Origin of the sequence: Kitasatospora sp. NPDC087861 (assembly GCF_044742585.1) — a bacterium.
In the GTDB taxonomy this organism is placed as follows: Bacteria; Actinomycetota; Actinomycetes; order Streptomycetales; family Streptomycetaceae; genus Kitasatospora.
Genome location: NZ_JBIUUS010000058.1, coordinates 21,480 through 33,810, shown reverse-complemented (window position 1 = coordinate 33,810; position 12,331 = coordinate 21,480). Strand labels below are relative to the sequence as shown.

The 12,331-nt window shown below is 66.4% G+C and carries 11 protein-coding genes and 1 riboswitch; of the genes, 8 read left to right on the top strand and 3 right to left on the bottom strand.

The genetic code is table 11. The features are described from left to right. Window positions 1-177, bottom strand: a 177-nt coding sequence (locus ACIOJE_RS38910) for a tetrahydrofolate dehydrogenase/cyclohydrolase catalytic domain-containing protein (protein ID WP_400783042.1), incomplete at its 3' end; no start/stop codon positions are given. Between the two features lie 24 nt (window positions 178-201). Further along, window positions 202-287, bottom strand: a riboswitch (ZMP/ZTP riboswitch). Between the two features lie 142 nt (window positions 288-429). Here ACIOJE_RS38910 and ACIOJE_RS38905 point away from each other — a divergent pair. From ACIOJE_RS38905 to ACIOJE_RS38880, 6 genes are all read left to right on the top strand, one after another. Next, complete coding sequence (locus ACIOJE_RS38905; RefSeq protein WP_280683718.1) at window positions 430-1,209, top strand: ISAs1 family transposase; 780 nt, start codon at window positions 430-432, stop codon at window positions 1,207-1,209. A 202-nt stretch (window positions 1,210-1,411) separates the two neighbouring features. Next, on the top strand, window positions 1,412-1,696 hold the full coding sequence (locus ACIOJE_RS38900; protein WP_280683720.1) for a transposase: 285 nt from the start codon (window positions 1,412-1,414) through the stop codon (window positions 1,694-1,696). 72 nt (window positions 1,697-1,768) lie between these two features. Then, the gene (locus tag ACIOJE_RS38895; protein WP_280683722.1) at window positions 1,769-2,032 is read left to right on the top strand and encodes a MazG nucleotide pyrophosphohydrolase domain-containing protein; all 264 of its coding nucleotides are present in this window, start codon (window positions 1,769-1,771) and stop codon (window positions 2,030-2,032) included. 30 nt (window positions 2,033-2,062) lie between these two features. After that, on the top strand, window positions 2,063-2,851 hold the full coding sequence (locus ACIOJE_RS38890) for a class I SAM-dependent methyltransferase (RefSeq protein ID WP_280683724.1): 789 nt from the start codon (window positions 2,063-2,065) through the stop codon (window positions 2,849-2,851). Beyond that, on the top strand, window positions 2,848-5,133 hold the full coding sequence (locus ACIOJE_RS38885; RefSeq protein ID WP_280683725.1) for a xanthine dehydrogenase family protein molybdopterin-binding subunit: 2,286 nt from the start codon (window positions 2,848-2,850) through the stop codon (window positions 5,131-5,133). Before ACIOJE_RS38890 ends, ACIOJE_RS38885 begins: the two co-directional genes overlap by 4 nt. A 189-nt stretch (window positions 5,134-5,322) precedes the next feature. Beyond that, complete coding sequence (locus ACIOJE_RS38880) at window positions 5,323-6,009, top strand: FkbM family methyltransferase (RefSeq protein ID WP_280683726.1); 687 nt, start codon at window positions 5,323-5,325, stop codon at window positions 6,007-6,009. Between the two features lie 156 nt (window positions 6,010-6,165). Here ACIOJE_RS38880 and ACIOJE_RS38875 read toward each other — a convergent pair whose 3' ends face one another. After that, entirely contained in the window at window positions 6,166-8,034 is a 1,869-nt protein-coding gene (locus ACIOJE_RS38875) for an amino acid adenylation domain-containing protein (protein ID WP_400783033.1), read from the bottom strand. 228 nt (window positions 8,035-8,262) lie between these two features. Further along, window positions 8,263-9,255 carry a clavaminate synthase Cs1 gene (gene cs1 / locus ACIOJE_RS38870; RefSeq protein ID WP_280683729.1) on the bottom strand — a complete coding sequence of 331 codons (993 nt, stop codon included), beginning with the start codon at window positions 9,253-9,255 and terminating at the stop codon, window positions 8,263-8,265. Window positions 9,256-9,622: 367 nt separating this feature from the next. Between cs1 and ACIOJE_RS38865 the strand changes: the two genes are divergently transcribed. Next, window positions 9,623-10,831 (top strand): serine hydrolase domain-containing protein, encoded by a 1,209-nt coding sequence (locus ACIOJE_RS38865; protein ID WP_280683731.1) that lies wholly within the window; start codon window positions 9,623-9,625, stop codon window positions 10,829-10,831. Between the two features lie 119 nt (window positions 10,832-10,950). Further along, complete coding sequence (locus ACIOJE_RS38860; RefSeq protein ID WP_280683735.1) at window positions 10,951-12,327, top strand: condensation domain-containing protein; 1,377 nt, start codon at window positions 10,951-10,953, stop codon at window positions 12,325-12,327. The last annotated feature ends 4 nt before the right edge of the window (window positions 12,328-12,331 follow it).

Genomic DNA, 12,331 nt, shown 5'->3' with positions numbered 1-12,331 from the left:
GGCCTGCTTCATCCGGACATACGTGACCGAGGCCGGGTCCTCTCCCACGAGCACGGTCGCCAGACAGGGGGACACCCCCGCGCGCCGACGGATGTTCTCGGCGGCTGCCGCGCTGGTCTCGGTGATTCGGCGGGCGAGATCCGTACCGTCCATCAGCCGCGCCTGCTGCGTCTCCATCACGTACCACTCCTGAGCTCCACAGTGAGGTGCCCAGGCGCACGGCATCGACGAGACGTCAGGCCGCTCCCCGGTGGTACCCCACCTCAGCGCCAGTCACGGCCCAAGCTCACAATACCGGCGACTACCAGCCGATTGGTCCCGTCCACAGATCTTGACAATTGCTCCGCCACGATCCGACGGGTCGTCAACCTGCTCTGTCCCGGCGGCCTGGCCGATCTGACCGGTGCTGATCCCGGTGGTGCGGACTCGGTGGCCGTGGATGGCAAGGCCGCCCGTGGCTCCCGGCTCGGCCAGACTCCCGCCGCCCACCTGCTGGCCGCGATGACCAGCGACGGCCGGACCATCACCCAGCTGCGGGTTCCCGACAAGACCAACGAAATCACCTGCTTCGCGGCTCTGCTGGAGCCCTACGACCTGACCGGGGTCACCGTAACCGCCGACGCCCTGCACACCGAACGCGCCCATGCGCGGTTCCTGGTGGAGGAGAAGAAGGCCCACTACCTGTTGGTGGTCAAGGCCAACCAGCCCGAGTTGCACCGCCGACTGCGGTCACTGCCGTGGAAGGACGTCACGGGGAGGCGCTACGACCGCGAGATCGCCCACGGTCGCAAGGAGACCCGCGTGACCAGGGCCCTCACCGTCACCGGTCTCGGCCTGGACTTCCCCCACGCCGTCCAGGCCGTGCGCATCCTGCGACACCGCACCGACCTCAAGGACGGCACGGTGAGCCGCCAGACCGTCTATGCGATCACCGACCTGACCTCACAAGAAGCCTCACCCCAGCGCCTGGGCCGGCTCGCCAGGTCGCAGTGGACCATCGAGAACCGGCTGCACTTCGTCCGCGACACCACCTTCGGCGAGGACGCCTCGAAGATCCGCACCGGCCACGGACCCGAGAACATGGCGACCCTCCGCAACTTGGCGATCAACACGCTGCGGCAGCACGGATACCGCAACATCGCTGCCGGCCTCCGCCACGTCTCCTACGAGCCCTTCAATAGGTCGCTGGACCTCTTGGGTATTGCCTGACCAGCCGGTTTACATGATCACCGGGACTTTGAAACACCCCTGGCCGGGGTCAGCCCTCCACCGGCAGGCGAACGCTACGGCTTCACCCATCCGAGCGACATCACGAATTCAACTTCAGTAGCCGTTGTCGTACCGATCAGAGCGCTTGTCGATCGAACGGGAGTCTCGATCGGGTGATTACCCGCCAGTAGAAACACCGGTAATGCTGGACGCAATCCGCTACCTGGTGGACAACGGCATCAAGTGGTCGGCGATGCCCGCGGACTTCCCGCAAGGGGACCGGGTGTACGCGTTCCTCCGCCGCTGGCGCGACCGGGACCTGGCCAAGTCACCCCTTGTGCCTCGCCGCCTGCGGAGATCCGGACGTCCGGGGCGTTCGTGCTCCATGACGGAAGCGATCGGGCCGCCGGCGCCGCGGCGTGTCAAGCGGGCGGATTCGCGTCGCCGGGGCGAGCTGGACGGTGCCGCATGGCCGAAGAGCCACTAGGTACGGCGCCGGCCCAGTAGGAGAATTGACTCGCATTCCGATGAAGATTCACACCGGCTCCGGGAGAAATACATGGACATCAGTTCCCTCCAGCGACTTGTCTGGGACAACAAGGTGCTGAAGGGCTACAACACCACCGACGTGCCACTGGAGTTCTGCATGCTCCAGGAGAAGGCGGCGGCGGCCTTCACCGCCTGGCGGAATGGCAACGAGATCCTCGGGGAGGAATTGGCCGACGTCGTGCTCTACGTGGCGAGCATCGCCGAGATGACCGGCCTCGATCTGCAGCACGCGGTCAAGGTGAAGACCGACAAGAACGCGGCCCGCGCTGACTGATGAATGCGGGCGCCGAGAAGGTGAAAGGTGATGACCATGGCCCGGAGCGGAACACGAGGACTGTCCTTCGGCGAGATCGCCGACCGTTACGATCGCTTTCGGCCCAGCGTGCCGTCGGCGGCTCTGGACTGGCTCCTCCCGGACGGGTGCGAGACGGTGGTCGACCTCGCTGCTGGCACCGGCGCGTTGACCCGGGGCCTGGCGGACCGGGTGCGGCACGTCATCGCCGTCGAGCCCGACCCGCGGATGCGCGAGACCCTCGCCCGTACCTGCCCGCACGCGCTGTCGCTGCCGGGAACCGGCGAGCAGATGCCCCTGGCCGACAGCCAGGCCGACGCGGTACTGATTTCCATGGCCTGGCACTGGATGGACCCGGACCGCGCCATCCCGGAGATCGCGCGGGTGCTCCGCGGAGGCGGTACGTTCGGCGTCCTGTGGAACCACCGGGACCTGTCCGTCCCATGGGTCGCGGAGCTCGACCGCTTCACCCGCGCACTGCGGGCCCGCGAGAGCGGCCGAGGTGTCACCGCTCCAGCGCCGACCCGTGACGTCATGGACCCGCCGACCGGGTCCCTGTTCAGTCCTCTCGAGGAACTGCGCCTCACCTGGTCGATGACCGTGACCGTCGAGGAGATCGTCGGGCACCTGGGCACCGACGTCAGCGCGGTCGCGCTGTCGGCTGAAGCCCGGCACGCCGTGGACGAGCAGGTAGCCCGATACGCCCGCGACGAGCTGGGCCTGTCCGGCGACCGGACGGTCGAACTGCCGATGGCATGCCGTTGCCTGCGCACCACCAGGAACCCGGACAGCGCACCGTGAGCGTCTTCGGTACCCGGGTAAAGCGGGTAGAGGACCTGCGCCTGCTCACCTCGGGGGGCGTCTACGTCGACGACCTGCGGGTACCCGAGCTCATCGGGGCGGCGCACGTGACCTTCGTGCGTTCCCCGGTCGCGCATGCGATCATCACCAGCATCGACACGTCCCAGGCGAAGGCCCACCCTGGCGTAGTGGCCGTCTACACGGCCGCAGACTTGACCGACCTCCCAGCAGCACAGCCTTTCCGGGAGTCGGAGCGAGGCGACGGGTTCTTCGCCGAGCCCCTGCTCGCCGGAGAGAAGGTCCGATTCGTGGGCGAGCCCGTCGCGGTCGTGCTCACCGACGAGCTGCACGTCGGCCGGGACGCCGCGGAGCTCGTCGACGTGCGCTACGAGCAGATCCCCGCCGTCGTCGGCCCCGCTCTGGCTCTCCTCGACGACATACTCCTGTTCGAGGAGGCCGGGACCAACCTCGCCGACGAGCGGGACCGCGACACCTATGACGACGCCGTCTTCGCGGACGCGGAGGTGGTCGTCGAGCGGGACATCGTGAACCACCGCGTGGCCTGCGTCCCGATGGAGTGTCGTGCCACTGCGGCCGCCTTCGACGGCTCGAGGCTCACCGTGTGGCACAGCAGCCAGAACGCTCAACGCTGCCGGAGCACCCTCGCCGTGTCCCTGGGCATCTCGCCGGCCGCGATCCGAGTGATCGTCCCCGACGTCGGCGGCGGGTTCGGTGCGAAGATCGGCATCGACCGGGACGCGATCGTCGTCGCCTGGGCCGCGTGGAAGTCGGGAACCGCGGTGCGGTGGGCGGAGAGCCGCGCCGAGAACCTCGTCGCCATGACCCAGGGCCGCGCCCAGCTCAACCGCGTCAAGCTCGGCGGCAAGCGCGACGGCACGATCACGGCCTACCGCCTCGACGTCGTCCAGGACGCGGGTGCCTACCCGCGCACCAGCACCCTCGCCCCCGTGACCTGCAAGATGGCCCCCGGCGTGTACAACATCCCCTGCGTGCAGGCCGGTTTCCGTTATGTCGTCACGAACACGACCCCCGTCAACAAGTACCGCGGCGCGGGTCGACCGGAGGCCACGGCCGCCATCGAGCGAGCTGTGGACCTGTTCGCTCTCGAGATCGGCATGGATCCGGCCGAGGTGCGCCGCCGCAACGTCATCGCCGCTGACGCGTTCCCGTTCCACACCAGAACCGGGGCCCGCTACGACTCCGGTGCGTACGAGGCGGCCCTCGACAGGGTCCTCGAGGCCGCCGACTACCCGGGGCTCAGAGCCGAGCAGGCCGCCCGCAGGGACAACGGCTGCGTGAAACTGCTCGGCATCGGCATCTCCGTCTACGTGGAGATGACCGGTGGCGGTGGTGAGACCGCCAAAGTGACCGTGGACAGCAGGGGACGGGCAACGGTGCTGACCGGCAGCTCGGCGCAGGGTCAGGGCCATCACACCGCCTGGTCGATGCTGGTCGAGGCCGAGCTCGGCATCCCGATCGACCAGATCACCGTCGTGCACGGGGATACCGACCTCATCCCGAAGGCCGTTGGCACCTACTCCAGCCGGTCGCTGCAACTCGGCGGTACCGCGGTCCACATGGCCGCCTCCGAGGTCAGGAACCAGGCCCAGCGGCACGCCGCCGGCCTCCTCGGAGCCTGCGTGACCGACGTCGCCCTCGACATCGGTTCCGGCACCTGGCACGTGGCAGGCAACCCCAGCCGGTCCCTGAGCTGGGCCCAGGTCGTCGAGCAAGTCGGGACGGATGGCATCAGTGCCGATGTCGAGTTCGACTCGGACCATCCGACGTTTCCGTTCGGTGCGCACCTCTCGGTCGTCGAGGTCGACACCGAGACGGGGACGACCACGGTGCTCCGCCACGTGACCGTGGACGACGCGGGGCCGGTCCTCAATCCGGTCCTCGCCGAAGGCCAGCGCCACGGAGGCATCGCGCAAGGGATCTCCCAGGCGCTGTTCGAGGAGGTGCGGTACGACGATGACGGCAACCCACTCAACGCGACGCTTGTGCACTACTGGCCCGTCACCGCCGCCGACCTGCCCGGCTTCGAACTGGAAACCGGCGAGACCCCCACGGACGTGAATCCGCTCGGCGTCAAGGGCATCGGCGAATCGGGAACGATCGGTTCCACTCCCGCGGTGCAGAACGCGGTCATCGACGCGGTCGCCCACCTCCGTGTCCGGCACATCGACATGCCGCTGACACCAAGCCGGGTCTGGGCGGCGATCAGGGAAGCAGGCGTCGAGCACCGGGTTCAGCGTTGAACACCGGGTTCAGCTTGAACGGCGAACAGATCACTGACGGGTCCCGACGAGCGCACCGATGATCCGTCGATCTCCACACCGGCCATGGGCGGTACCGCGCCCACCAATCCTCAAGCCGAGAGCGAGGCTGTCATGGTGCGTCCCCTACCACGCGGTGTACAGGACCTTCCGCCCCACACCGAGAACCTGATGACGTCAAAGGAAAGGCGACGCATCCTCCTCCGGGACATCGATGTGGTCATCGACGGCGGTGCGAATGGCGGTCAGTACGCGAGGTGGATGCGCCACTGCGGCTTTCGCGGGGAGATCCTCTCGTTCGAGCCGGCGTCCGCGACGTTCGACGTGCTGTCCGAAGCTGCCCGGTCGGACGACAACTGGCACTGCCACAACGTGGCACTCGGGCCGGAAGACGGCCAAGTCCTGTTGCACCTGACGCGTACGTCGCTCGGCTCGTCGGTCTTCAGCCGGACCGGTCTGCACTCCCGCATGTGGCCCGACGACGTCGACGCCGGTACGGAACTGGTCCCGATGCGATCGCTGCGCTCCCTCTGGCATGAGCTGGGCTGCGAAGGGCGCCGGGTGTACCTGAAGCTGGACGTGGAGGGCGCTGAGCTGTCCGTCCTCGAGGGTGCGGGGCCGATCCTCGACCGCATCGCGCTGCTGGAACTCGAACTGTCGTTGGCCGACATGCACGAGGACGCGCCCGCGTTCCCCGACGTGTTGAACTTTCTGACCGCACGCGGCTTCTCGGTGGTCGCCCTGGAGCAGAACCACAAGGGCGACGAAGCAACCGGTCATATGCTGATGATCGACGGCATCTTCCGGCGTGGAGAGCTGACGGCTTCTCAGCGAAGCGATCCGGGCGAATTGACGTGAACCTCCCATGTGCCTGGAAGGACAGGTCCCACCATGAGGTCCTGTCCCCAAGCTACTCAGCCGAAGTGGTGGCGGGCCCCACCGCTGTGGCCACCGCGAGAGCAGGGTGCTCGTCGGGTCGCCAGGCCTGCTCGACGCCCGGGTGACCTGCCCGACTCATAGCCGGACCCCTGCCTCCTCGGCTATTTCGGCTGAACGGGCCACTGTGTCACCGTCCATGAGGATGCGAGGGACGATCGCATCGCCGTACTCGAGGCCGAGCAGTTCCGTCAAAACGAACGTGATCTCCACGGCACTCAGTGAGTCTCCCCCCAGGTCATGAAAGTCATCGTGCACTCCCACCTCGTCCAGGTCCAGGACGTGTGCCCAGGTATTCGCGATCAGCTCCTCGATCGGCCCTCTCGGCTCCTGGAAGGCCACCTCGAGGGCCGGCCGGGCACGTCCTGGCGGGTCAAGCCGATGCACGTCAACCTTCCCGTGCCTGCTCAAGGGCATGGAGTCGAGCAGAACGAACTTCGAGGGAATGGAGCGGGCCGGCAGTAGCCGTGTCAGATGCTCGTGGAGTGCACTCACGGGGTTGCCCATCTCATGCTGGTTGTCGACCACGACGTACGCGACCAGCACCGTGCGGCCACTTCCGGACGCATGGGCCTTCACGTAGGCGTCGAGGACCCTCTCGTGGTCGCGCAGCGCCTGGATGATCTCGCCGGGCTCAACTCGCTGGCCACGGATCTTGAGCTGATCATCGGCACGGCCGCAGTACTCGATCTGCCCGTCAGGCGTGTATCGGCCCAGGTCCCCGGTACGGAACGTCCTCCAGCCTTCGGGCGCATCGAGGTGGATCAGATTGAAGCGGGCCGCCTCCTCCTCGTCGGCTCCCAGGTACCCGACCGCAACGCCTGCGCCCTGTATGTGTATCTCACCCGGTTCGCCAATCGGGCACACGAAGCCGTCCCCATCCAGGACGTAGAGTCGAGTGTTGGTGATCGGACGCCCGATGGGAACCGGCTGCCGCGGGGCCGCACTCGCGGGATAGTGCGTGACATCGATCGCAGCTTCGGTGGGTCCGTACAGATTGTGGAGCTCCGCTGCGGACTGTCGGCTGAATTCCTCGACGAGCGCGCTGTCCAGGGCCTCTCCGCTGGAGAACACCATGCGCAGGCTCGGGCAGCGGCGAGCGCCTTCGGCCCGGAGCCACATGCGCAGCATGGAGGGTACGAAGTGGGCGACCGTCACTTGATGTTCGTTGAAGAGCGAGATCAAGGCCTCGGGTGAGGCGTGTTCACCGGGCGGTACGATGACGGTTGCCGCGCCGGCGTACTGGGGCCAGAACATCTCCCAACCGGCGACATCGAAGGTGACGGGCGTCTTGAGAGCAACCCGGTCGCGGGGCCCGAGCGGGAAGGTCTCCTGCATCCAGCGGAGCCGATTGGCGAAGCCGGCACGACTGCAGATGACGCCCTTGGGCCGACCGGTCGAACCCGAGGTGAAGATGACCTGGGCGGCAAGGCACATTCCGCCAGTTGCGGGTTCGAAGTCCGGCTTGACACAGGCCTCTGAACTGATTGCGAAGGAGTGCGGGAAGATGTCCTGACTCGTGTCGTCGACCGCCAGGACGGCTGCTGCCCCGCTCGTCCCGACAACGGACGACTGCCACGGTGCGGGATCGGCTGGGCTGATGGGGCAGTAGGCAGCCCCGGTCAGCGCCACGGCATGGACAGCCATGATGAGTTCCGGCGAGCGGTCGACCGCGACGCCGAATACCTGTTCCTCGAGCATCCCGGTTGGTGGGAAATTCACGGCAAGGCAGTGCGCCAGGCCGAAGACTCGCTCACCCAGTTCGGCGTACGTCCACGAGCGAGTGCCATCTATCACCGCAACGCGATCACCGCTGTGTCGATAGTGGCCCCGTAGGCGCTGCTCGATCTCGTCGTCGGGGACGGGCCGCACCTCCCCCTGGAGTAGTTCGATGACCTCGCGGTCAGCATCGGAGCACCGGCTCCATGGATCGATTTGTGACGACACGGCACTTCTCTCTTCGAACAGGTGCCACGGTGGGCCTGGGCAGCATTGACGACTGGCCGCTCATGAGGGTTGTCCCACAGGCTCTGCCATCACCACGCTGCCTCCGAGAAGTCCTGCGACCGCCGACGCGGCGAGGAGGACTCCGCTCCGGCCACCAGGCACGATTCAACATCACTGGTCAACTGGAACGCTGCTGTAGTGCCGGTTGTCGCCCCGGCGTCTGGCGCTTTACCGGCGGGGAATGAAGTCGACCACGTCTCCGGCCCGTTCGCCGCCGGTGAGCTGGCCGTTGCGGCTGGTGCGGACGTAGGCGCGGTGGAGCCAACGGTCCTTGCCGTCCCAACGCGCCTCAAACGGTGTGCGTGCGTGGGCGGTTCGCAGGTTGTCGATGACCAGCAGGTCGCCGGCGCCCAGGTGGACCGCTTCGGCCGTGCTGTCGAGCGCGTCGGCCAGCGCTTCCAGTGCCGCCTTGTCGGCCTGGTCCTCGGCTGTCAGGACGGAGCGGTCGTACCCGAGGTATGGATCGTCCCTGTCGCCGTACAGCGGCTTGACGTAGGTCATGGCATTCGGATCCTCGATCTGGTCGCGGAAGCCGATTCCGACGGGGCGGCGGAGCTTGCGGTCGAACAGGTGATCCTTCACCTCATCGCTGAGCAGGGGCAAGGCCTTGCGGATCGAGCCGATGAGGGTCGCGGCCTTGCCCTCGTGGTCGCCTCGGGAGCAGGCGAGCACGATGTAGCTCGGCTGGAGCGCGTGGTGGGACAGGTCCGAGTGGAATTCGAGCTGGATCGTGGAGGTCTCGCCCGAGAGGGGGTGGGCCTGTGGGGTGGGGTACAGCTCATGGAGGACCGTGCGCGAGCGGCGGTTGCCGTATCCCTGGTCGTAGGCGGTGTGGAGTCCGAGTCGGCGTCCGGCGATGGCGAGCATCGCCTCCATGTTCAGGAGCTGACGGTCCTCTGGCGTGGGTGTCGAGCGGGGTGTCGGCGCCAGTTCGTCGTCCGGCTCAACCGGAAGGCCCTTCAGGAGAAGGTAGCCGTGCTGATTGCCTTCGGTGTTGAACTCGTCCAAGGCTGTGGCGATTTCTTCCGGGAGCTTGTCTGCCTGTACATTCGCCGCCTCCAGGAAGGCGTAGACGTCCGCGCGCGGAACCCTCGGGAGGGCGGAGGCGAGGGCGAGGAGTCGCTCCTGGTGCGAAGTGCAGTCAATAACCGGAGTCTTCAAGGCCCGATGCTCCCTTGTCCGCAGGCAAAAGCTGTCGAGAAACGGATGATCCCGGCTGATCGGAGACGCTGTCGACCGGCTCTTCGACCCTGGAGCACCGGCCACTTGTGGAACGCGCCGATACCCTCATAGCCTGAGAAAAGCCCCCGCTGTTGCATCTGACTGGGCATTGAACGCTGCCATGTCATGGCCTGAGGGACGCACCGGGCCGGGCTCGACGCCGTGATTCCGCTGGCGATCTCCAGGTGATGCCGAGCGCAGGCGGAGCGCGTGGAACGGGTCGGTCTGCACTCGGCTCGGCGACTGAAGCGGATCGGGTCTGCGGCGCGGACGGCGTGACGGCGGCGGCGATGAGAAGGAGGAAAGAGTGACCACAGGCGGCTTCTCATCCAAACGGCTGGCCCGCGTGCGGGACGTGCTCGAGCGCTACGTCGACGCCGGCCACGGCTCGGGGGTGGTTGCCGTCCTTGCCCGGCGCGGTGAGGTCCACATCGAGGCAAGGGGCCATCTGGCCTTCGAAGGTGCAGGCTCGAGGAAAGTGATGGCAGCTGACACGATCTGCCGCATCGCATCGATGACGAAGCCGGTCGTCGCCGCCTGCGCGATGACGCTCGTCGAAGACGGCACGCTGCGCCTCGACGACCCCGTCGACGCGCACCTCCCGGAACTGGCGGACATGAAGGTGCTCGCTGATCCGAGCGGGCCACTGAATGACACCGTCCCGGCGGAGCGCCCGATAACCCTGCGGGATCTGCTCACCTGCCGCCTCGGCACCGGCGTGGTTGTCACCGGCACGGCAATCGCCCAGCCGGGGACGGTGCCGATCTCGGATGCGCTCGATGCGCTCGGGCACACGCAGGTCCCGGGCGATCCCGAACCGTCGCTGGACGAGTGGATTCGCCGGCTCGGCGAGCTACCGCTCGTCTACCAGCCGGGTGAGCGGTTCATGTACAACGCCGGCCCCACGGTGACGGGCCTGCTCATTGCTCGCGCCACCGGCATGTCCCTGGGGGATGCCCTGCGCGAACGGCTCTGCGAGCCCCTCGGGATGAAGGACACCGTCTTCACCGTGGCCGGCGAGAGCGCCGGCCGCCTGGCGACCGCGTACCAGCCCGACGGAGTCACCGGCGCGCTCGTCGTCGAAGACGGTCCCGACGGGCGCTGGAGACGGCCGCCGACGTTCAAGGCGCCCGCCAGCGGGCTCCTGTCGACCGGCGACGACTACCTTGCCTTCGCCTCGGCCCTGCTCCATGGCGAGCGAGTGCTCTCGCGGCCATCGGTAGCACTGATGACGAGCAACCACCTGACGCTGACACAGAAAGCGCTCTCCAGATTCGTGCCGGGGTCGTTCTTCAAGGAATACGGCTGGGGTTTCGGGATGTCGGTCCGCACTAGGTCGGCGCGCCTCGGCCCCTCCGCTGGGAGCTACGGATGGTACGGGAAGTACGGCAGCACCTGGATCAACGACCCCGTCGCGGACATGACGACGATCCTCATCCTCCAGCGGACGGAGTGGAGGGGCCTGCCGATCTCCCTTGAGTTCTGGAGGGCCGCCTACCAGGCGATCGACGACTGACGTTCATGCGTCAGGACCGCCTATCGGTCGCGTTCGACACGTGGGGCGGCTTATTTACGCCTTGGCAAGCGATAATGAATCGGGTGTCGGCTAGTAGAAGAGCGATACGGGGAGGCCCTGTGGCGATTCATGAAGTTCGATTCACTGGCGGTCGAACCGGCGATGCCCCCCTGACCTGGGGGCAGAAATGCATATGGGCCGAGGCGAAGTGGTTTGCTCCCGAGCATGTTCAGTTCAATATGCGTCAGATCATCGACATTCCAGAACCAACAAGCTTGGCCGACGTCTTGGTCGGCCTGCAAGTACTCCTGCAGCGCCGGGAGCCTCTGCGCACAATTTACCCGATTTCCGCCGCGGGTGAGCCGTATCAGCATGTTCCGGCGGAGGGGAGCATCGAGGTCGCAGAGTACTCCGTGCCGGCCGGCGAGGCGGGCTCCGTGGCCGTCGATCTTGCGGCCGAATTCCAGCGCAAGCCTTTCGTGCTGGATGACTTTCCATTTCGGGCCGCAATCGTCACGAGTGACGGGCGGCCTCGATATCTTGTGATAGCCGTCTTTCACATGGCGGCGGACGGTTGGGACATGCAGAACATTGCGAGAGAAACGGAACGGCTTCTCGCGGCGCCCGCAATGGCAGTTGACTCGACTCCCCTTTCGTCTAGAATGCATCCCCTGGACTATGCAGAACATGAGCGGGGCGCCGCGGGCCGGATGGTATCCGAAAGATCCATGCGGTACTGGAGGCGGCAGCTTGTGGATGCTCCGGTTGATATGTTCCGGGGGCGAGCACTCGCTCCGGAGCCTTCTCGATTTGTGGAGGTGTACATTGAGTCGGAAGCCCTGGCCGTAGCCCTCTATTTTCTGTCGCGCGAGCTTCGCGCCAGTCAGGAGACAGTTTTTCTGGCCATAGCCGCTGCGCTGCTCGCTGGGATAGGTGGAGAAAAGAAGGCATTCTTCCTGGCGTGGTGCCACAACCGTATCACCCCAGCAGAAATGAATGCCACCGGGTCCGTTGCCCAGGATTCTCCAATAACGATCGATGTCACTTCCGCAGACCTTCGGGAATTGGTGAGACGCACTTGGTGCGCCGCCGTTCCGGCATACGCCGCAGCCAAACATGATCCAGCTCAAGTAGCGGTTGCCGTCGCACAGATCGAGCAGGAGCGGGAGAGGAGTGTGGATCTTTCGTGCAACATCAATGTCATGCCGCTCGAAACTTCTGGGATCGAACCCCAGATTGCTGGGCTGGACTCGCGGGCAGCGTTGGACCTCATCAGTTCGATCCGCGCAGATACCCGGATCATTCGCGTGCTCGGGACGTCGCAAGACCGGATCGGTCGAAGGTTCTACCTCAGGGCGCATGGCAGTCGCAAGAAAGTCATGACGTTCCTGCGCGCAGACACGGCCGTACTCTCAAGGAGTGAGATCATTTCATTCCTCCGGGACATCGAGGAGTCGAGCGTGCGGGAATTGGCTTGCCTCCTGGCCGGGCGCTGACGAG

Excerpts from the sequence above, each read along its gene's own strand:
- ACIOJE_RS38895 (WP_280683722.1), top strand. The coding sequence starts at position 1,769 with ATGGACATCAGTTCCCTCCAGCGACTTGTCTGGGACAACAAGGTGCTG.
- ACIOJE_RS38900 (WP_280683720.1), top strand. The coding sequence starts at position 1,412 with ATGCTGGACGCAATCCGCTACCTGGTGGACAACGGCATCAAGTGGTCG.
- ACIOJE_RS38880 (WP_280683726.1), top strand. The coding sequence starts at position 5,323 with ATGACGTCAAAGGAAAGGCGACGCATCCTCCTCCGGGACATCGATGTG.
- ACIOJE_RS38890 (WP_280683724.1), top strand. The coding sequence starts at position 2,063 with ATGACCATGGCCCGGAGCGGAACACGAGGACTGTCCTTCGGCGAGATC.